This window comes from Kitasatospora sp. NPDC058190 (assembly GCF_042883685.1).
Classification (GTDB): domain Bacteria; phylum Actinomycetota; class Actinomycetes; order Streptomycetales; family Streptomycetaceae; genus Kitasatospora.
In genome coordinates this window covers 1-20722 of sequence record NZ_JBHVVI010000102.1, presented here as the reverse complement: position 1 = coordinate 20722, position 20722 = coordinate 1, and the positions used below count along the sequence as shown (strand labels likewise).

Genomic DNA, 20722 nt, shown 5'->3' with positions numbered 1-20722 from the left:
CGCCCGGAGCGCGGCCGGCTCCCGGCCCCGCCGGAAGACCGCGAGCGCTCAGAAGACCGCGAGCGGATTGACCGGGGAGCCGGTGCCGCGGGGGATGTTCAGGGGCGCGGCGACGAGGAGGAACTCCCATCGCGAGGTGCGCGCGCACGCCTCGGCCAGCGGCTCCAGGTCCAGGTTGTCGATCAGCGACAGGCCCAGGGCGGTGATGGCCAGTACGTGGACCGGCGAGTGGACGCCGTCGACGGGGCTCGGGCGCACGTCGCTGTCGCCGTCGCTGCCCAGTGCCGAGGACTGTGACTCGCTCAGCACGCGCATCGCGCCGGGATGCAGGCCCGCGCTGAGGTCGTCCGGGTCCCACGCGCCCAGCCGCCGCCGTCGGGCGAGGTGGCCCGTGCGGACCAGGAGGATGTCCTGGGGGCGGAGCGGGCTGCCCTGTTCCTCGGCGCAGACCAGCAGCTCCGAGCCGCCGATCGCCTCTCCCGGCTCCAGCCAGGCCGTGCCGCGCAGGCGTGGCACGTCCAGCAGGACTCCTCGCCCCACCAGCCCGGGCAGCAGGTCGGTCACCGCGCCGTAGGCGGCACCTTGGGAGGAGAACACCTCCCGCGCCCGCACTCCCGCGAAGAGCAGTCCGCCGTACGCGATGTGGCAGAGCGCGTCCAGGTGCGTCTGCGCCTTGCCGTGGTAGTCGGAGGCGATGAAGTCCCGGTGCACGGTCGGCTCGGGGGCCGTGACGTCCGCCAGTTCGGTCATCTGGTGCAGTGCCGGCCTGCGGTTGTCGGGCCCTGGCACGCTGTCCCACGGCCGCCCCATGGCGACGACCTCACCCGTGCGTACGAGTCCGGCGGCCGCCACCCGTCGCCCCGCTTCGACCGGCTCGGGGAGATGGTCGCGGCGCAGCTGCCGGAAGAGCGCGTCGAACTCGTCGCGGGTCATCGCCGGCCCGTTGGCACTGGTCATGGCACTCCTCAACCCGGACCCCGCTCTGCCGATGATGCGGTGACGGTCGCGATCCCGCCACCGTGCTCGGGGAACGTGCGCGATCCGGTGACCAATACCGCAGACCGGGCAAAGTCCTAATATTGCATCGAAAGGGTGCAGCTCCACGGAAATGTGAGCGCTGTGGCGGCCATGACAGCTTCGGATGAGGCGGGGATCGGCCCCGTACGGGCCCGTGAGCGGTTCATGCTCGGTGAACCGGTCGAGGGCGGCGTGCGGAGTCTGATCCTGAACTCCTGGCAACGCTGCCAGTCGATGGGGATCTCCCCGGACGGGTCCGAGCTCCCGTACCGGCCGGACATCGATCTGGACGGCCGGCTGGTCCGCGCGGCCAGGCCCGTGCTGGACCGGCTGGCCTCCAGGTTCGCCGGCAGCCGGATGAACGTGGCCCTGACCGACGGGGACGGGGCGGTGCTGCAGCGCCGTTTCGGCGATGCGTCCATGGTCAGGCAGCTGCCCGCGATCCAGAGCGTCCCGGGCTTCGTGTTCGCCGAGCAGTACGGGGGGACCAACGGCATCGGGCTGGCGCTCACGGAACGGCGGCTCATCCAGGTCTCCGGGGCCGAGCACTTCGCCGAGCGCGGCCAGTCGAACGCCTGTACGGCGATTCCCGTCCGTGACCCGCTCAGCGGACGGATCGAGGGGGTCCTCTGCTTCGCCTATCCGCCCGCCTACGCGGACCCGCAGATGGCGGACCTGCTCCGCAAGGCCGCCACCGCCATCGAGCGGCGCCTGCTGGCGCAGAGCTCGGCGCGGGAGCGCACCCTGCTGCGCGCGTACCTCGACTCCAGGCGCCGCGCCCGGACCGACCAGGCGGCCGGCGACGGACGGCTGGTCGGGATGGACGAGCTGCCCCGCAGCGGGCTGGACCAGCACGACCAGATACTGCTCGAACAGATGGCCACCGAGCTGATCTCCTCGGCCCGCCGCACCGCGGTCGAGGTGACCCTTTCCCAGGGCCGGCGGGTCACCCTGCTGAGCCGCCCGGTGGCCAGCCCGTCCGGGGTGGAGGGCTTCGTCATCGAGGCGATCCTGCACGGCGACTCGTCGCCCCGGCTCGCCGCCCCCGACCAAGCCGGTCGGCCGGCCGGCGTCCCGGCGCCCGCCATGACCGCCGCCGCCCCACCGCTGCGGCACCCCGAGGGCGGCGCACCGGATCGCGGGGCCAAGGCGCCGTTCGGCCCCGCGCCCGACGCGGCCACCAGGCTGCTGCTGCTGGGCGAGCCGGGCGTGGGACAGTACGCCGTCGCGGCCCGCCGCCGCCTGGAGCTGCTGTCCGAGGCCAGCACCCGCATCGGCACCACCCTGAACGTGACCCGCACCGCCTGGGAACTCGCCGAGATGGCCGTCCCGCGGCTGGCCGACTACGTCACCATCGACCTGCCCGAGACCGTCCTGCGCGGCGAGGAGCCCACCGACCCCGTCAGCGAGCTGCACCGCACGGTGGTCCACGGCATCCGCACCGACTGCCCCTTCTACCCGGTCGGTGAACGGGTCGACCTCAACCCCACCACGCCCCACCGCCGCTGCCTGGCCAGCGGGCAGGCGGTGCTGGAACCCGATCTGCGCAGGGCCGCCGGCTGGATCTCACAGAACCCCGAGGGGGCCGAGCGCCTCTTCGCGTACGACGTCCACTCCCTCATCACCGTCCCGCTGCTGGCCCGCGGGGTCGTGCTGGGCATCGCCGGCTTCTACCGCGCCCGGAACCCCGCTCCCTACGGGGACGACGACCGCTCGCTGGCCCAGGAGCTGGCCACCCGCGCCGCCATCTGCATCGACAACGCCCGCCGCTACACCCGCGAACACGCCATGGTCCTGGCCCTGCAGCACAGCCTGCTCCCGCGCAGCCTGCCCGAGCAGAGCGCCATCGAGGTCGCCCACCGCTATCTGCCCGCCGAGTCCGGGGTGCGCGGGGACTGGTTCGACGTCATCCCCCTCTCCGGTGCCCGGGTCGCCCTGGTCGTCGGTGATGTCGTCGGCCACGGACTGCACGCCGCCGCCACCATGGGCCGCCTGCGCACCGCCGTGCACAACTTCGCCGAACTGGACCTCGCCCCCGACGAGCTCCTCACCCACCTGGACAACCTCGTGGGGCGCCTGGACCGGGACGAGGACGGCGTGGAGCCCGTCACCGGCAACGACGGCATCATCGGCGCGTCCTGCCTGTACGCCGTCTACGACCCGACCTCGCAGCGCTGCACGCTGGCCCGCGCCGGTCACCCACCACCCGCGGTGGTCCACCCGGACGGCACGGTCACCGTCCCCGACCTCCCCGCCGGGCCCCCGCTCGGCCTGGGCGGCCTGCCGTTCGAGACCGCCGAGCTGCACCTCCCCGAAGGCAGCCAGCTGGTCCTCTACTCCGACGGACTCCTCGAGGACCACTACCGCGACCCCGACGCGGCCCTCGACCGCCTGCGCGCCGCCCTGGCCCACCCGAACCGCTCACCCGAGGACATCTGCCGCACGGTCGTGGAGGCCGTGGTGCCCGAGCACCCGGCCGACGACGTCACGCTGCTCGTCGCCCGTACCCACGCCCTCGACCCCGGCCGGATCGCCACCTGGGACCTGCCCGCCGACCCGGCCCGGGTCGGCGACATCCGCGCCGCCGCCGCCCGCCGCCTGAGCGACTGGGGGCTGGAGGAGACCGCCTTCGTCACCGAGCTGCTGCTCAGCGAGCTGGTCACCAACGCGATCCGCTACGGCATCGAGCCCATCCAGGTCCGGCTGATCCACGACCGCGCCCTGATCTGCGAGGTCTCCGACGGCAGCAGCACCGCCCCCCACCTGCGCCACGCGGCCACCACCGACGAGGGCGGCCGCGGCCTGTTCCTCGTCGCCCAGCTCACCCAGGCCTGGGGCACCCGCTACACGGCCAGGGGCAAGGTCATCTGGGCCGAATGCGCCCTGGAAGCGTCCGACGGCGTCCCCGACCTCTTCGAGAGCCATTTCTTCGAGAGCCAGTTCGCCGACACTCCCGAGATCGGATGACCCGCCCTCCGGACATCAATGGCCACCGTGGCGTGTCAACACCGCGGCGGCCGAGCCGAGCTGGTAGGAACGGTGGTTCATGCACCACAGCCCCGACCCCCTGGCGGGCCCACCCGCGAGCCGCGGTCCACTCGTCCGCATCCGCGGTCTCGGCAAGCGGTTCGGCGGCACTCCCGCGCTGGCCGGGATCGACCTCGACATCCATCGCGGCAGCGTCCTGGCCCTGCTCGGTCCGAACGGCGCCGGCAAGTCCACCCTCATCCGGACACTCGCCGGGATCCACCACGCGGACCAGGGTGAGGTGACGGTGGCCGGGCACCCGCTCGGCACCGAGGCCGCCACCCGTCGGATGGCCTTCATCCACCAGGACCTCGGTCTCGTCGAGTGGATGACGGTCGCCGAGAACATCGCCCTGGTCGCCGGCTACCCGCGCCGTCACGGACTGGTCTCCTGGCGGCGGACCCGGGAGCGCTGCGCCGACGCCCTCGCCCTGATCGCCGGGCACCTCGACGCCGACGCGCGGATCGCCGACCTCGCCCCCGCCGAGCGCTCGCTGGTCGCCATCGCCCGCGCGCTGGCGACGCGGGCGGAGCTCATCGTCCTGGACGAGCCGACCGTCAGCCTCCCCGCCGCGGACTGCGCCCGGCTCTTCGCCGTCCTGCGCACCCTGCGTGACCGAGGGCACGGCATCGTCTACGTCACCCACCGGCTCGACGAGGTCCATCAGGTCGCCGACGCCTTCGCCGTCCTGCGCGACGGTCTCCTGATCAGCTCCGGCCCGCTCGCCGGATACAGCCGTCGGCGCCTGGTCCACGACATCGTGGGCCGCGAACCGGTCGGCCATCGGGCCGGCCCAATCGCCCCCGCCGAGGGCCCGGTGGTGTTGAGCCTCGACGCGGTGCGGACCACGAACGCCGGGCCGGTGAGCCTGGAGCTGCGCGCCGGCGAAATCCTCGGCATGGTGGGCCTCACCGGCGCGGGCCACCTCGACCTGGGCCGCGCCCTCGCCGGATCCCGTCCGGTCCTCGGCGGTTGGGCCCTGCTCGACGGCCGACCGTACGCCCCGCGCACGGTGGCAGGTGCCGTCGACTCCGGCGTCGGCCTGGTCACCGGCAACCGCCAGGAGGAGGGCTGCGCCGCCGAACTGACGGTCCGTGAGAACCTCCTGGCGAACCCCCGGCTGACCGGCCGGTCGGCACTGCACTGGATCGGTCCCCGGCGCGAGCGGGCCCGGGCCGCCGCCCTGATCGAGCGGTTCTCGGTGCACCCCCGCGACAGCGAGGCGCCGATCGCCACGCTGTCCGGCGGGAACCAGCAGAAGATCATGGTCGGCCGCTGGCTCGGGGTGCACCGGCGGCTGTTGATCCTCGAGGAGCCGACCGCCAGCGTCGACGTCGGCGCCAAGGCCGAGCTCTACCGGCTGCTCGACCAGGCGCTGGCCGACGGCCTCGCGGTCCTGCTCGTCTCCACCGACTTCGAGGAGGTCGCCACCGTGTGCCACCGTGCCCTGGTGTTCGTCCGCGGGAGCGTGACCGCCGAGCTGACCGGTGCGGCCCTCACCGTCGCCGAACTCACCGCCGCCGCCTCGGCCATGCCTCCCGTCACCGGCGGTGACGGCGACCGGCGTGCGACAGGCCGATGACCGATCGCCCCTTCCGCCGGTCCCCGCGGGGCCGCCGGCGCGGACACCTGATCGGCAGCTACGGCCTGCCGGTCCTCGCCGTTCTGCTGTTCCTGATCTTCTCCGTCGCGCGGCCGAACACCTTCCCCACCCTCGACAACGTCTCCTCGATCCTGTCCAACCAGTCGATCCCCGCCATCCTCGCGCTCGGTGCGACGATCCCCATCGCCACCGGCAACTTCGACCTGTCCATCGGCTACGGCCTCGGTCTCGCGCACGTCGTGGTGCTGCGGCTCATCGTCGACGGCGACTGGCCCTGGCCGCTCGCCTGCCTGGCCGTGATCCTGGGCGGAGCGGCCTTCGGGGCCCTCAACGGTGTCATCGTCGAGTTCGGGCGGATCGACTCCTTCATCGCCACGCTCGGCACCGGCAGCATCCTGTACGCGTTCACCGGCTGGATCACCGGCGGCGCCCGGGTCCTCCCCGGTACCGGCGGTCTGCCGGTCGCCTTCACCGACCTCTACGACTCCACGTTCCTCGGGCTGCCGGTGTCCGCCTCCTACGTGCTCGCGCTCGCGGCCGCCCTGTGGCTGCTGCAGGAGCGGCTGCCGCTCGGCCGGTACCTGTACGTCATCGGCTCCAACCCGCGCGCCGCCGAACTCGTCGGAATCCCCACCCGCCGCTACAGCGTCTACGCCTTCGCCGGATCGGGCCTGGTCGTCGGTTTCGCGGGGGTCCTGCTCGCCGCGCAGCAGCAGATCGGCAACCCGAGCGTCGGCCTGGAGTACCTGTTGCCCGCGTTCGTCGGCGCGCTGCTCGGCTCCACCGCGATCAAGCCCGGACGCGCCAACGCCCTGGGCACCGTGGTCGCCGTCGCCGTCCTCGCCATCGGTCTGGCCGGCATCGGGCAGCTCGGCGCCGACTTCTGGGCCGTGCCGCTGTTCAACGGCGCGACGCTGCTCCTCGCCGTCGGCCTGGCAGGCTACTCCGCGCGCCGCCGGCTGCGGGCCGGTGCCGCCGAGAACCGCGGTCCGCTCACGCCGCCGTCGACGGACGCGGCTTCCTCCCGGGACACGCCGTGAAGCGCGGTGCCGCGACCGTGCTGGCAGCAGTCGTGCTGGCGACGGCGGGCACCGCCCTGGACGGCTGCCAGCGAGGCCAGTCGACCGGGACCGGGGCCCCCGTCCCAGGGCCGTCGCGGGCCGGTTGCCCGGCGGCCACCCTCGCCAGGGCGAAGGCGGACGTCCAGCGGGCCGAGCAGGCCGACATCCCCTGGAACGGCCCCACCAGCGGCCCCGGGGCGGTTCCCGACCGGACCGTCGTCTACGTCGCCCAGACCATGACCAACCCCGGCGTCGCGGGTGTCGCCAGGGGCCTCATCGAAGCCGCGGCGGTCATCGGCTGGAGCGTCCGGGTGATCGACGGGCAGGGCACGCCCGCCGGCATCCAGGCGGCGTTCGGCCAGGCGGTCAACCTCGAAGCGTCGGGCATCGTCATCGGCGGCTTCGACCCGGGTCTGACCTCGCAGCAGGTCGCGCAGGCCGCCGCGGCACACATCCCGCTCGTCGGCTGGCACGCGGTCGCGGCCCCCGGGCCGAGCACGAATCCGCCGCTGTTCAGCAACATCACCACCAGCGTCGAGGACGTCGCGCAGCTCAGCGCGGACTGGGTCATCGCGGATTCCAACGGCAACGCCGGAGTCGTCGTCTTCACCGACGACTCCGTCCCCTTCGCCAGGAACAAGTCCCAACTGATCAAGGACGGCCTCGCCACCTGCCCTGGAGTGAGGCTGCTGTCCTCCGAGAACATCCCCATCCCGGACGCGAGCAGCCGTACCCCCCAGGCGGTCTCCGCCCTCCTCGCCCGCTTCCAGGGCCAGTGGACGCACTCCGTCGCCATCAACGACCTGTACTTCGCCGACGCCGCGCCCGCCCTGCGCGCGGCCGGCAGGCCCGGCAACGGCGCCCCGTACAACATCGCCGCGGGCGACGGCGACCCCTCGGCCTTCCAGCGCATCGACAGCAGGCAGTTCCAGGCCGCCACCGTCCCCGAGCCCCTCACCGAGCAGGGCTGGCAGATCGTCGACGAGTTCAACCGCGCCTTCTCCCACCAGCCGGCCAGCGGCTACGTCGCCCCGGTCCACATCACCACGGCCGCCAACAGCGGCGGAGCGACCTCCTGGGACCCGGCGGGCTACCGCCAGGCGTACCGGAGGATCTGGGGCAGGTAGCGAGGGCGTCGCCGACGCAGTCCGTGCGATCGGTTCGCGTCGGTACGGTCGTCGGCGAAGGGCTGCCGGGGGGTGGCGGCCCAGCGTCGACGCCCCGCGCTGTCGGCGCTGCCGCCGAGCCCGCCGTTCAACTCGTCCCGGGCGGGTTCGGTGTGTGCGCCCGGCTCCTCCCCGTCCGGGAGCCGGTGCGCGACGAGCACGGCGATGTCGTCGTCGAGGGCGGCATCGCTGTACGCGATCAGGTCCCGGTGCAGGTGGTTCAGAAGCTCACGTGGCGGAAGGGCGGTCCAGTCGCGGACACGCTGGGTGAGCGGGTAGAAGGCTCCGGTGCGGTCGCGGGTCTCGGTCACGCCGTCGGTGTACAGGAGCAGTTGGTCGCCCGGACGGAAGGGCTCGACGTCGACGTGGTAGTCGCCGCCGAGCAGCACACCGAGGTTGAGAGGCGGTGACGGATCACGCGGGGCCAGTTCGCTGACCCGGCCCTGGTCGATGAGCAGCGGCGGGGGGTGACCGCAGTTGACGATGCGGACCACGGGCTCGTCGCCGGGGATCTCGGCGAGCACCGTGGTGATGAAGCGCTCCTCGCTGCCCGGGAGCTGGGCGGCTCGGCGGCTCATGCTCCGCTCCAACCTCCGCGCTACCGCGGGCAGATCGGGCTCGTCGTAGGCGGCCTCGCGGAAGGCGGCCAGCATCGCCGCGGCCGTCTCCACCGCGAGCAGGCCCTTGCCCCGGACGTCGCCGATCAGCAGGCGCACACCGTGCGCGGTGCTCATCGCCTCGAAGAGGTCGCCGCCGATCCGGGCCTCCGCGGCTGCCGACACGTACAGGGTTTCGATGCTGATGCGGCCCAGGAGGTGGGGGACCGGACGCAACAGCACGCGCTGCGCCGTCTCGGCCACCGAGCGCACGGTGGCCAGGGTGCGTTCTCGGCGCGTTCGGTGGGCGGCCAGAAGGGCGCCCAGCATCCCGACCAGTGCCGTGGAGAAGTAGGTGGCCACGTAGTGGCGCTCCCACAAGTACCCCACGTCGCGGCCCGCACAGCACGGAGTGCCCGCCAGAACGCCTTCGAAGACCACGGCGAAGACCGTGACGGCGACGACGAAGGCGGGACCGTGGGCGTAGGCGGCGACGACGGGCAGGGCGATGAGCAGAAAGCTCACCGGCCACTGCACGGGGGTGATCGGTTCCAGCGCCAGGATGGCCGCGACGTAGATGGCCGGCAGCCAGCGTATCCAGGCCGGCTGGGCGGGCACCCGCGGCTCCGTCCAACCCGGCTCCGTCCCACGCTGCCGGTCGGCCCCGCCGCGGCCCGGGAGTCTCACCGGGCGCTCCGGTGGCGGTGCGCCCGGTCGAACGGGAAGCCGCGGCGAACCGGCCGGGCCCGGGCGGGCGAAGCGGACCGCCGCGGCCCCACGAGCGGGGGATCCGTCAGCACGCCGGAGAACGTCCGCCCGGACGGCGGCGGGAGTCCGACAGCCGCGGAGGGCGCCGCGACGTGCGGCGGTGCGGCCCCGAACTCCCGGTGGCGGGTGTCGTCCGGTTCGTGATCCGCCTGTACACACATACATCAATCATCACGGCATACCGGTCACTGCCGCCTGCCGACGGGGTCGAGCAGGGTGCCTGGCCCGTCACTCGAAGCGTGTGGGGTCGCCGGCCCCGCGCCGGACGATTTCCGGCTCGCCGCCGGAGAAGTCGACGACCGTCGTCATCTCCGTGCCGCAGTCGCCCGAATCCACCACGGCGTCCAGCACGTGGTCGAGCCGCTCCTTGATCTCCCAGCCCTGTGTCATCGGTTCGTCCTCACCGGGGAGAACCAGGGTGCTGGAGACCAGGGGCTCACCGAGTTCGGCGAGCAGGGCCCTGGTGACGGTGTGCTCCGGGATCCTGACTCCCACCGTCTTCTTCTTCGGGTGCATCAGGCGGCGGGGAACCTCCTTGGTGGCAGGGAGGATGAAGGTGTAGCCACCCGGCGTCGCGGCCTTGACGGCGCGGAAGACGTTGTTGTCGAGTTGGACGAACTGGCCCAGCTGCGCGAAGTCCACACACATCAGGGTGAAGTGGTGGCGCTCGTCGAGACGCCGGATCGACCGGATCCGTTCCAGGCCGTCGCGGTTGTCCAGCCGACAGCCCAGGGCGAAACAGGAGTCGGTCGGGTACGCGATGAGGGCCCCGGACCGGAGACTGTCGGCCACGGTGCTGATGGTGCGCGGCTGGGGGGACTCTGGGTGCACGTCGAAGTACTTCGCCATTGGCCGACCCTACGGGATCCCGGCCACCGATCGGCGCAGCCGCGACACCGCGCACTCTGGCGGGCCGCCGGGGCGCGGCGTACGGTCGGTCGCCATGGGCTTCGATCAGGCGCGGGTGAATCGGATCTTCCTTCCGGAGACGTACGCCGAGGGTGTGCCGTACGACCTGTTCCGTGAGCTGCGGGCCGAGTCGCCGGTCTGCTGGGTGGAGGAGCCGGCGGTGGGGGACTGGCCGGGTGGCACGGGATACTGGGCGGTGCTGCGGCACGCGGACGTGAAGCACGTGCTGCGCAGCCCCGAGCTGTTCTCCTCGAACCTCGGCGCCACCCAGATCCGTGACCCGGACGCGCCCGCCGACCTGGAGTTCGTCCGGGCGATGATGCTCAACCAGGACCCGCCCGACCACTCCCGGCTGCGCCGGATCGTGGCGGCGGCGTTCACCCCGCGGGCCCTGGCGGAGCTGTCGGAGGCGATCGGGAACCGGGTGCGGGAGCTGATCGATGCGGTGCGGCCGGCCGGTGCCGCCGACCTCGCCCGGCTGGCCGCCGATCTGCCGGTGTGGACGCTGGCCCGGGTGATGGGGGTGCCGGAGCAGGACCGCCAGTTGCTGCTCGACTGGGCGAACCGGGTGATCGGCTACCAGGACGCCGACTACGCCCGCTCCAGCACCGCGGATCCGTCGAACCTGACCGACCTCGGCCGCGCCGCGCTCGCCCATCGCCCCACCACCTGGACCACTGCGGACGGTCGCCCGGTCAACCCCCGCTCCCGCGCCGCCCTGGCCGACATGTACGCCTACGCCCATGCCCTCGCCCGCCGGCCCGCCCCGGGCGGGGTGTTGGCCCGTACCCTCCGAGCGGGCCTGACGGTCGAGGAGTTCGAGACCATGTTCTTCCTCTTCGCCGTCGCGGGCAACGAGACCGTCCGCAACGGCGTCCCCGGTGCCCTCCTCACCCTCCTCGCCCACCGGGACCAGTACGAACTCCTCCGGGTGAAACCCGAGTTGACGGACTCGGCGGTGGAGGAGGCGCTGCGCTTCTGGCCTCCTGTGGTGCACATCCGCCGCACCGCGAGCCGGGACCTGGAGCTCGGGGGCCGGTCGATCCGCCGGGGCGAGAAGGTGGTCGTCTACCACGCGGCCGCCAACCGGGACGAGACCGTGTTCCCCGAGCCGGACCGTTTCGACATCACCCGCAGCCCCAACGACCACGTGAGCTTCGGGTACGGCCCGCACTTCTGTCTCGGCGCCCAACTCGCCCGGCTGCAGATGAGGTTCGCCCTGCGTCACCTGGTCGACAGTCTCCCCGGCCTCCAACTGGACCCGGAGCGGCCCCCGCAGCGCCTGGTCTCCAACTTCCAGAACGGCCTCAAGAGCCTGCCGGTCCGTTGGGAGTCGAAGGGGTAGCCCGCGCGCTCCACAGCAGGAACCCCAGCGCCGACACCGCGATGCCCGCGCCCAGCCCGTACCCGACCGCGGCCCCCGCGCCCAGCGTCGCTCCGCCGAGCACCGTGCCGAGGCCGATCCCGACGTAGATGGCCGAGGAGTCGAGCGAGACCACCAACGGCGCCTCCTGTGGGGCGACTTCGATCAGCCGGTGCTGCTGGGGCGGCGTCTGGCACCAGCTACTCGCGCCCCACAGCAGCACCAGCGGCGGCCGGGCGGGGCGGGGCTTCGGAAATCAGGACATCAGACATCCAGGTTCTCCTCCTCGGAAGGCCGGGCGCGCGGAAATTCGAAAAAATCGGGCGAATCAGCCCGTCTGTCGCTCGTAGTGCCGGCGGGTGCGCTCCGCCGCCCCGGCGGGCGCGGCCGCCATCAGGTCGGCGACCGTCTGCGCGGCGAGCTCCCGGCGCCAGGCCAGTTCGGCGCGGCGCATCGCGGTGGACACCCCGCACGGCCGGCGGAAGTCGTCGGCGGCGGCCGCGGCGCCTTCGGTGCGCTGTCGGATCTCGGTGCAGCGGAACAGCTCGTCGGGGCCTTCGATGGCGTAGACCACGTCAATCAGCCTGATCTGCCCGGGCGGCCGGCCCAGTCGGAAGCCGCCCCGGGCGCCGGGGGTGGAGCTGAGGATGCCGGCCCGGACCAGTGCCTGGAGGCGCTTGGTCAGGTAGGCGGGTGGGAGGTCGAACCAGGCCGCCAGCCGGGCCGTCGGGACGGGCCGTTCGTCGCCCAGCCAGGCCAGCGTGAGGCAGCAGTGCAGGCCCCACTCGACTCCCTCACCCATCCGCATAACCAGGACACTCCACATCCTGGTTTCGCGGCGAAAGGCCGAACGCCGAAGGGGGCGACCGAAACGATCAGTCCGCGCAGGCCGGGCAGAGCCCCCGGTAGGTGACCTCGGCGCCGGACACGGCGAAGCCGAAGCGCTGGTCGGCCGGGAGGTCGGAGAGCGGGTTGCCGAGCGGGTGGACGTCGCGGATGGCGCCGCAGCCGGTGCAGACCAGGTGCTGGTGCGGGTGGTGGGCGTTGGGGTCGTAGCGCTTGGCGCGCCCGTCCGTGGAGACCTCGATGACCTCGCCGAGGGTGACCAGTTCGCCGAGGGTGTTGTAGACGGTCGCTCTGGAGATCTCCGGGAGGCGCTCGGCCGCCCGGGCGTGCACCTCGTCCGCGGTCAGGTGCACGTGCTCGCCGTCCAGGACCTCGGCGACGACACGCCGCTGGGAGGTGAGACGCCAGCCGCGCCCGCGCAGCCGCTCCAGCAGGTCATTCATCTCGGTTCACCTATTCAGGTCATGGGGGAGACCGGAGTTTACCAATACACATCCCCTGTGGTCCGGTTCCCGACCGCATATGGATTTGGTGTCTTTCTTGACTTGGATTGCGTCCATCGTAGGATCGGCTCCGGCGCTAGCCTGGGTAGCAGCAGTACGCAGCAGACACAGCGATACCCGGAAGTAGCAGCAGTACACAGCGGTAGCAGCAGTTGGTGCCGTAGGTAGCAGTAAGACACCGTGATCCGCCTTGTAGGGAAGGATTCCCATGTCTGAGAACCACGATGCAACCGGCGTAGAGGCGAGCGCGGAGGGCTGCCCGGTCAACCACGGGCGCGCGCTTCACCCCACCCAGGGCGGCGGGAACCGCCAGTGGTGGCCGGAACGGCTGAACCTGAAGATCCTCGCCAAGAACCCCGCCGTGGCCAACCCGCTGGGTGGCGACTTCGACTACGCCGAGGCCTTCAACTCCCTCGACCTCCCGGCCGTCAAGCGCGACATCCAGGAGGTGCTCACCACCTCGCAGGACTGGTGGCCCGCCGACTTCGGCAACTACGGTCCCTTCATGATCCGCATGGCCTGGCACAGCGCCGGCACCTACCGGATCAGCGACGGCCGCGGTGGCGCCGGTGGTGGCCAGCAGCGTTTCGCCCCGCTGAACAGCTGGCCGGACAACGCCAGCCTGGACAAGGCCCGCCGGCTGCTCTGGCCGGTGAAGAAGAAGTACGGCCGCAGCCTGTCCTGGGCCGACCTGATGATCCTGGCCGGCAACGTCGCCCTGGAGGGCATGGGCTTCGACACCTTCGGCTTCGGTGGCGGCCGCGTCGACGAGTGGGAGCCCGACGAGGACGTCTACTGGGGCCCCGAGACCGTCTGGCTCGACGACAAGCGCTACACCGGCGACCGTCAGCTGGAGAGCCCGCTGGCCGCCGTCCAGATGGGCCTGATCTACGTCAACCCCGAGGGCCCCAACGGCAACCCCGACCCGATCGCCGCCGCCCGCGACATCCGCGAGACCTTCTACCGGATGGCGATGAACGACGAGGAGACCGTCGCGCTGATCGCCGGCGGCCACACCTTCGGCAAGACCCACGGCGCCGGCCCGGCGGACAGCGTCGGCCCGGACCCGGAGGCCGCGCCGATCGAGCAGCAGGGCCTCGGCTGGAAGAGCAGCTACGGCACCGGTGTCGGCGGTGACGCGATCACCAGCGGCCTCGAGGGCGCCTGGACGGCCACTCCGATCACCTGGGACAACAGCTTCTTCGAGACGCTGTTCGGCTACGAGTGGGAGCTCACCAAGAGCCCGGCCGGCGCCCACCAGTGGAAGCCGAAGGACGGCGCCGGCGAGGGCACCGTCCCGGACGCGCACGACCCGAGCAAGCGGCACGTCCCGATCATGCTCACCACCGACCTGTCGCTGCGCTTCGACCCGGTCTACGGGCCGATCTCCCAGCGCTTCCTGGAGAACCCGGACCAGTTCGCCGACGCCTTCGCCCGCGCCTGGTTCAAGCTCACCCACCGCGACATGGGCCCGATCGTGCGCTACCTCGGCCCGGAGGTCCCGAGCGAGCAGCTGCTCTGGCAGGACCCGCTGCCGGCCGTCTCGTACCAGCAGGTCGGCGCCGCCGACGTCGCCGACCTCAAGCGTCGGATCGCCGCCACCGGCCTGTCGGTCTCCGAGCTGGTCTCCACCGCCTGGGCCGCGGCCTCCTCCTTCCGCAGCAGCGACAAGCGCGGCGGCGCCAACGGCGGCCGGATCCGGCTGCAGCCGCAGGCCGGCTGGGAGGTCAACGAGCCCGACCGGCTGGCCACCGTGCTGCGCGCCCTGGAGGGCGTGCGGGAGGAGTTCAACGCGCAGGCCGGCGACAAGCAGGTCTCGCTGGCCGACCTGGTGGTGCTGGCCGGTGGCGTCGGCGTCGAGCAGGCCGCCAAGGCGGCCGGCCTCGCGGTCGAGGTGCCGTTCGCGCCCGGCCGGGTGGACGCCCCGCAGGAGCTGACCGACACCGAGTCCTTCGCCGCGCTGGAGCCGAAGGCCGACGGCTTCCGGAACTGGGTCGGCAAGGGCAACCGCCTGCCGGCCGAGTTCCTGCTGCTCGACAAGGCGAACCTGCTGGGCCTGAGCGCGCCCGAACTGACCGTCCTGGTCGGCGGTCTGCGCGTGCTGGGCGCCAACCACCAGCAGTCCGCGCACGGTGTGCTCACCGAGACCCCGGGCGTGCTGACGAACGACTTCTTCGTCAACCTGCTGGACCTGGGCACCAGTTGGAAGTCCACCTCGGAGGACTCGCACACCTTCGAGGGTCGGGACGCCTCCGGCGCGGTCAAGTGGACCGGCACCCGCGCCGACCTGGTCTTCGGCTCGAACTCCGAACTGCGCGCCGTCGCCGAGGTGTACGCGAGCGACGACGCCAAGGAGAAGTTCGTGTCGGACTTCGTCGCGGCCTGGGTCAAGGTCATGAACGCGGACCGCTTCGACCTGGTCTGATCGCCGGAGCAGTGACAGCGGGAGCCCGGGGGTGCCAACCCCCGGGCTCCCCTCGCGTTTTCGTCGAGGATCGGGCGCTACCGGGGATCGGGCACGGAGCCCGCGCTGACCAGCCCGGTCTCGTACGCCGCGACCACCACCTGGGCCCGGTCCCGCAGCCCCAACTTGCCCAGGATCCGGGCGACATGGGTCTTCACCGTCGCTTCGGAGAGCTGCAGCCGGGCGGCCAGCTCGGCGTTGCTCAGGCCCCGGGCGAGCAGCGTCATCACCTCCAGCTCGCGCGGGGTGAGGGTGGCCAGCTCGCGGTGCGGGGCGGCGGCGTCCGGGGCGGCCGGTCGGGCGAAGCGCTCGACCAGTCGGCGGGTGATCGCGGGGGCGAGCAGCGCGTCGCCGGTGCGTACCAACCGGACGGCGGCCGCCAGGTGCTCCGGGGTGACGTCCTTCAGCAGGAAGCCGCTGGCCCCGGCGGCCATCGCGGCGTAGACGTAGTGGTCCAGGTCGAAGGTGGTCAGCATGATGACCCGGGGTGCCTGGTCGGTGCGGTCCGCGAGGATCCGGCGGGTGGCCTCCAGTCCGTCCAGGCCGGGCATCCGGATGTCCATCAGCACCACATCCGGTCTGGTCCGGCGGACGGCGGCGACGGCCTGCTCGCCGTCCTCCGCCTCGGCGACCACCTCGATCCCCTCGGACTCCAGGATCAGTCGGAACCCGATCCGGACCAGGGCCTGGTCGTCGGCGACCACCACGCGCAGCGCGCTCATCTCAACTCTCCAGCGGTATCAGGGCCGTGACGCGGTAGCCGCCGCGCGGCCGGGGGCCGGTGCGCAGGGTGCCGCCGTAGACGGCCAGGCGTTCGCGCAGCCCGAGCAGGCCGCGCCCGTTGCCGGTGGCGGCGGCGCCGGTGGGGCGGCCGCCGGTGTCGGTGACCTCCACCCGCAGCCGGTCGGCGGCGTACTCGACGGTGACCTCGGCGTCGGCGCCGCCCGCGTGCTTGACGGTGTTGGTGAGCGCCTCCTGGACGACCCGGTAGGCGGCGAGTTCGACGCCGGGCGGGACGGACCGGCGTTCGCCGCGCACGGTCAGCTCCACCGGCAGCCCGGCCTGCCGGACGCCCTCGACCAGGGCGTCGAGCCGCCCGAGGCCGGGTTGCGGGCTCAGGTCGGCCTCCGCCGCCGGGTCCGCCCCGCTGCCCGCGTCGATGGTCAACAGGCCCATCACGTGCCGCAGTTCGGTCATCGCCGCGCGCCCGCCGGTCTCCACCGCGGCCATCGCCTCGCGGGCCTTGTCCGGGGCGGTGTCCAGGATCTTGCGGGCGGCCCCGGCCTGGATCGTCATCATGCTCACGTTGTGAGTGACGACATCGTGCAACTCCCGGGCGATGCGCGCCCGTTCCAGCTCCACCGCGCGCTGGAGCGCGGCCAGCTGCGCGCGCTCCAGCGAGGTCAGCCGCTCCCGCCCCTCCTCCACCCGGCGGCGCCACATCCGCAGTTCGTAGGCGACCGCGAACACCGGCACCATGACCAGGACGGCGATCACCCCGTTCGGGAAGTGCGGCAGCTTGGCGTCGCTGAACAGCACCACCAACACGGCGGTGGCGACCGGAAGGTTCGGCAGCACGGCGGCCGGCCGGCGCCCGTACGCGGCCGCGCTGTAGGCGGCGACGATCACCGCCACTCCCGCCGAGTACGCGATGTCCTCGGACTGCGACCGCACCAGCAGCGCGGCCGGCAGCACCGTCCACAGCACCGCCAGCGGATAGCGGCGGCGCAGCACCAGCGGCAGCGGGACGAGCGGGACGAGCAGCAGCACCCCGTGCCAGGTGCCGTCCCGCGGTTCGCCCGCGATGGTGGCGTAGCGGCCGGAGGTGAGGGCGAGGAAGAGGGCCAGGGCCAGGTCGAAGAGCTGGCCGCGCCTGGTCGGCCGGGGCGGGGCCGCCGCGCCCGGGTCGCCGCTCAGCCGGGCCGCTGCCGTGCGCAGCCGCCGCACCGTCGGATGGTCGATCACGTTGATCACCGGGACATTGTGGCGGTCGGCCGCCGTCCGGCACAGCCCCGCGGACGACGGCAGCCGGTACACCGGGCGACTACATCGGAAGGATGACACCGCGCCGGGTCCGCCGGACGCGGTACGGAACGTGCCACGGGCGGCGGACGCGGGTGCGGGCCGCTCGTTCGTACCTTCTTCCTCGTCACCAGGCAGTACACGATGAGGAGCGGGGACATGAGCGGCGATCCGGTGATCGAGCTGAGCGGTGTGAGCCGCCACTACGAGGGCGCGCGGGCGGCCCTGGACGGGGTCACGCTGAGTGTGCGGGAGGGGGAGTCGGTGGCGGTGCTCGGCCCGTCCGGCAGCGGGAAGTCCACCCTGCTGAACCTGGTCGCCGGGCTGGACCGGCCGAGCGAGGGGACGGTCACGGTGGCCGGGGTCCGGGTGGACCGGCTGAACGAGTCCGCCTCGGCCCGCTACCGACGAGGCACGATCGGCATGGTGTTCCAGTTCTTCAACCTGCTGGACGACCTCACCGTGGCCGACAACGTGGTGCTGGCCGGCGAGTTGGCCGGTGTCCCGCGAGCCGAGGCCCGGCGCCGGGCGGCCGAGCTGCTGGAGTCGCTGGACATCGACCGGCACGCCCGCGCCCACCCGGGCCGGCTCTCCGGTGGAGAGCGCCAACGCGTGGCGGTGGCACGGGCGTTGATGAACAACCCGACCCTGCTGCTGGCCGACGAGCCGACCGGCGCGCTGGACTCGGCCTCCGGCGAGGACGTCAAGGAGCTGTTCCGCGAGCTGCACCAGGACGGCCAGACCATCCTGATCGTCACCCACGACCTGAGCCTCGCCGAGGACTGCGCCACCCGCACGGTCCGGATGCGGGACGGCCGGGTCGAGTCGGACTCGGCGGCGGAGGCCAGGGCATGAGCGAGCGATGGGGGTACCCCCGGCCGAAGGCTGGGGGAGAGCGATTCATCAAGAGGTGCGTGTTGCGCGAAGCGCCTGCCGAGCGCAGCGAGGTGGGCGCATGAGTGCGCTCGGTCGTGTCGTTCGCGCCGGGGTGCGCAGGCGCCGGACGCAGTCGGTCGCGGTCGGGCTGGCCGCGATGGTGGCCACCACCTGCTCCGTCCTCGGCGGTTCGCTGCTGGTCGCCTCCCAGGCCCCCTTCGACCAGGCCTTCGACGGCCAGCACGGCGCCCACCTCACCGCGCGCTTCGACGGCACCCGGACGAGCGCCGACCAGCTCGCCGCCACCGCCCACGCCGCCGGGGTGACGGATGCCGCCGGCCCCTTCCGCACCGTCACCGTCGACCCCGAGCCGGGCCCCGGCTCGACCGTCCCGGCGGGCGTGACGATGTCGCCGATGACCGTCGCCGGCCGTGCCTCGGCTGCCATCGGGGTCGACAACGTCACGCTGATGCAGGGGAGTTGGCCGACCAAGCCGGGCGAGGTGGTGCTCGGCGCCGGGTACGGGAACCCGGGCGTGCCGATCGGCGGCACCCTGCGCCTGCCCGGCCTGCCGGGCACACCCGCGCTGACGGTCGTCGGCTTCGCCCGGTCCGTCAGCCGGACCGCCGACGCCTGGGTGATGCCCGAGACCATCCCGTCCCTCACCGCGCCCGGCAGCACCCCCGGTTACGAGATGCTCTACCGCTTCGCCGAGGCCAGCACCGCCGACGCGATGACCGCCGACCGGGCCGCCGTCGCCTCCGCCGGGCCCGACGGCGCGCTCACCGGCGCCCAGTCCTGGCTCACCGCCAAGCAGGGCTCGGACCGCAACACCGCGCTGTTCCTGCCCTTCATGGTCGCCTTCGGCCTGCTCGGTATGGCGATGTCGGTGCTGGTGGCGGGCAACGTGGTGGCCGGCGCGGTCGGCACCGCCACCCGGCGGATCGGCGTGCTCAAGGCGATCGGCTGCACCCCCGCCCAGGTGGTGCGCGCCTACGTCGCCCAGGCGCTCGTCCCGGCCACCGCCGGCACCCTGCTCGGGGTCGTGGCGGGCAATCTGCTGACCGTTCCGGTGCTCGCCACCGCCGGGAACCTCTACGGCACCAACGCCTCGGGCATCGCGCCCTGGGTGGACGTCGCCGTGGCGGGGGGAACGCTCGCCGCCGTCGCCCTGGTCGCCTGGGCGGCCGCCGCCCGCGCCGGACGGCTGCGCACCGTGGACGCGCTGGCCGTCGGCCGTACGGCGGGCGGCACCCGGCGCGACGCCCTCGCCCGGTCCGTCGCCGCGCTGGCCGCCCGGCTGCCGCTGCCCCGGCCGCTGAGCCTCGGTCTCGCGCAACCCTTCGCCCGCCCGGCCCGCGCGGCCGGGATGCTCGCGGCGGTGCTGTTCGGCACGGCGGCCGCGGTCTTCGCGGTCGGCATGGGCGGGACGATGAGCTGGGTGCAGGAGGCGAAGAACCGCGACCACGCGGACGTCGTCGTGCACCCCCAGCGGTCGGACGCCGTGCCGGGGTCGAACGCGGCCGCGATGCCCGTCGCCGCCGACCGGTCCGTCGTCATCGCGGCCCTGAACGCCCAGCCGGGCACGGCCGCCTACTTCGGCAACGGCACCGAGGACGTCACCGTCCCCGGCGTGGCCGGCAGCACCACGGGGACCGCCTTCGACGGCGACGCGACGGCGGCCGGTTTCAAGATGGTCTCCGGCCGCTGGTACCAGGGCCCGGGCGAGGCCGTCGCCCCCGCCACCTTCCTGACCGAGGCCTCGGTCAAGCTCGGCGACCAGGTGACCTTCACGAGCCACGGCCGGCCGGTCACCGTCCGGATCGTCGGCGAGGTCTTCGACCCGCACGTGCAGACCAACGAGCTGTTCACCGACGCCGCCACCTTCCCGTCCGGGACGGCCCCGAACCCCGACTTCTGGTTCGTCACGCTCAAGCCCGGCACCGACCACGCCGCCTACGCCACCGCCCTCGGCGCCGCACTCGCCCCGGCCCACATGACCGCCGAGGCCGGCGCGGAGCACAGCTCCAGCGACTCGATCGCCGCCCTGAACTCGCTCACCGCCACCCTGACCGTGCTGCTGGTCGTGGTCGCCGGGCTCGGGGTGTTCAACACCGTCGTGCTGGAGATCCGCGAGCGCACCCGGGACATGGGCGTCACCAAGGCGCTCGGCATGACCCCGGCGCAGACCGTGGGCGTCGTCCTCGCCTCGGTGCTCCTGGTCGGGGCCGTCGGCGGCGCGATCGGCCTGCCGGTGGGCCTGCTGCTGCACGGCCTGACGGTGCCCGCGATGGGCCACAGCGCCGGGCTGAACTTCCCGGCCTCCGCGCTGGACGTCTTCGGCACGCCGATGCTCACCCTGCTCGGCCTCGGCGGCATGCTGATCGCCCTGCTCGGCGCCCTGCTGCCCGCCGTACGGGCGGCGCGGGCGCGGACGGTGGACGCGCTGCGGGCGGAGTGACGCGGGCCTCGTCGACGGGTCCGGGTGGGCGGCCGGAGCG

The 20722-nt window shown here is 73.1% G+C and carries 16 protein-coding genes; 8 read left to right on the top strand and 8 right to left on the bottom strand.

Annotated features, from left to right (window positions below; genetic code table 11):
- Nucleotides 1-48 precede the first annotated feature (48 nt).
- Nucleotides 49-957 carry a cyclase family protein gene (locus ACFVWU_RS34335; protein WP_387628114.1) on the bottom strand — a complete coding sequence of 303 codons (909 nt, stop codon included), beginning with the start codon at nt 955-957 and terminating at the stop codon, nt 49-51.
- Between the two features lie 171 nt (nt 958-1128).
- On the opposite strand from ACFVWU_RS34335, the gene ACFVWU_RS34330 reads away from it, so the two are divergent.
- The 4 genes from ACFVWU_RS34330 (at nt 1129) to ACFVWU_RS34315 (ending at nt 7835) form a co-directional block, all read left to right on the top strand.
- Nucleotides 1129-3984, top strand: coding sequence for a SpoIIE family protein phosphatase (locus ACFVWU_RS34330; protein ID WP_387628113.1), 2856 nt, complete (start codon nt 1129-1131; stop codon nt 3982-3984).
- A gap of 79 nt (nt 3985-4063) precedes the next feature.
- Entirely contained in the window at nt 4064-5626 is a 1563-nt protein-coding gene (locus ACFVWU_RS34325; protein WP_387628110.1) for a sugar ABC transporter ATP-binding protein, read from the top strand.
- A complete protein-coding gene (locus ACFVWU_RS34320) occupies nt 5623-6687 on the top strand; it encodes an ABC transporter permease (protein WP_387628108.1) in 1065 nt (354 codons plus the stop codon). The genes ACFVWU_RS34325 and ACFVWU_RS34320 overlap by 4 nt, the downstream gene beginning before the upstream one ends.
- The gene (locus ACFVWU_RS34315) at nt 6684-7835 is read left to right on the top strand and encodes a substrate-binding domain-containing protein (protein ID WP_387628107.1); all 1152 of its coding nucleotides are present in this window, start codon (nt 6684-6686) and stop codon (nt 7833-7835) included. Before ACFVWU_RS34320 ends, ACFVWU_RS34315 begins: the two co-directional genes overlap by 4 nt.
- On the opposite strand, the gene ACFVWU_RS34310 is transcribed toward ACFVWU_RS34315, so the two are convergent.
- Nucleotides 7799-9088, bottom strand: coding sequence for a PP2C family protein-serine/threonine phosphatase (locus ACFVWU_RS34310; RefSeq protein WP_387628104.1), 1290 nt, complete (start codon nt 9086-9088; stop codon nt 7799-7801). The two genes, ACFVWU_RS34315 and ACFVWU_RS34310, sit on opposite strands and share 37 nt — an antisense overlap.
- A gap of 378 nt (nt 9089-9466) precedes the next feature.
- Nucleotides 9467-10087 (bottom strand): L-threonylcarbamoyladenylate synthase, encoded by a 621-nt coding sequence (locus ACFVWU_RS34305; protein WP_387628102.1) that lies wholly within the window; start codon nt 10085-10087, stop codon nt 9467-9469.
- Nucleotides 10088-10181: 94 nt separating this feature from the next.
- Here ACFVWU_RS34305 and ACFVWU_RS34300 point away from each other — a divergent pair, with 94 nt between their 5' ends.
- Nucleotides 10182-11492: a cytochrome P450 gene (locus ACFVWU_RS34300; RefSeq protein ID WP_387628100.1), complete on the top strand. Its 1311-nt coding sequence runs from the start codon at nt 10182-10184 to the stop codon at nt 11490-11492.
- Here ACFVWU_RS34300 and ACFVWU_RS34295 read toward each other — a convergent pair.
- The 3 genes from ACFVWU_RS34295 to ACFVWU_RS34285 all read right to left on the bottom strand — a co-directional run bounded on the left by ACFVWU_RS34295 (nt 11455) and on the right by ACFVWU_RS34285 (nt 12799).
- The gene (locus tag ACFVWU_RS34295; RefSeq protein ID WP_387628098.1) at nt 11455-11649 is read right to left on the bottom strand and encodes a hypothetical protein; all 195 of its coding nucleotides are present in this window, start codon (nt 11647-11649) and stop codon (nt 11455-11457) included. The two genes, ACFVWU_RS34300 and ACFVWU_RS34295, sit on opposite strands and share 38 nt — an antisense overlap.
- Nucleotides 11650-11838: 189 nt before the next feature.
- Nucleotides 11839-12318 carry an RrF2 family transcriptional regulator gene (locus tag ACFVWU_RS34290; protein WP_387628096.1) on the bottom strand — a complete coding sequence of 160 codons (480 nt, stop codon included), beginning with the start codon at nt 12316-12318 and terminating at the stop codon, nt 11839-11841.
- A 67-nt stretch (nt 12319-12385) separates the two neighbouring features.
- Nucleotides 12386-12799, bottom strand: coding sequence for a Fur family transcriptional regulator (locus tag ACFVWU_RS34285; protein WP_387628094.1), 414 nt, complete (start codon nt 12797-12799; stop codon nt 12386-12388).
- Between the two features lie 268 nt (nt 12800-13067).
- On the opposite strand from ACFVWU_RS34285, the gene katG reads away from it, so the two are divergent.
- Nucleotides 13068-15284, top strand: a complete 2217-nt coding sequence (katG, locus tag ACFVWU_RS34280; protein ID WP_387628092.1) for a catalase/peroxidase HPI — start codon at nt 13068-13070, stop codon at nt 15282-15284.
- 77 nt (nt 15285-15361) lie between these two features.
- Here katG and ACFVWU_RS34275 read toward each other — a convergent pair whose 3' ends face one another.
- Together ACFVWU_RS34275 and ACFVWU_RS34270 are read right to left on the bottom strand one after the other, a co-directional pair.
- Complete coding sequence (locus ACFVWU_RS34275) at nt 15362-16045, bottom strand: response regulator (RefSeq protein WP_387628089.1); 684 nt, start codon at nt 16043-16045, stop codon at nt 15362-15364.
- Nucleotide 16046: 1 nt separating this feature from the next.
- Nucleotides 16047-17297, bottom strand: a complete 1251-nt coding sequence (locus ACFVWU_RS34270) for a sensor histidine kinase (protein WP_387628086.1) — start codon at nt 17295-17297, stop codon at nt 16047-16049.
- Between the two features lie 207 nt (nt 17298-17504).
- On the opposite strand from ACFVWU_RS34270, the gene ACFVWU_RS34265 reads away from it, so the two are divergent.
- Nucleotides 17505-18200: an ABC transporter ATP-binding protein gene (locus tag ACFVWU_RS34265; protein WP_387628084.1), complete on the top strand. Its 696-nt coding sequence runs from the start codon at nt 17505-17507 to the stop codon at nt 18198-18200.
- A 100-nt stretch (nt 18201-18300) separates the two neighbouring features.
- Nucleotides 18301-20682 (top strand): FtsX-like permease family protein, encoded by a 2382-nt coding sequence (locus ACFVWU_RS34260; RefSeq protein WP_387628082.1) that lies wholly within the window; start codon nt 18301-18303, stop codon nt 20680-20682.
- The last annotated feature ends 40 nt before the right edge of the window (nt 20683-20722 follow it).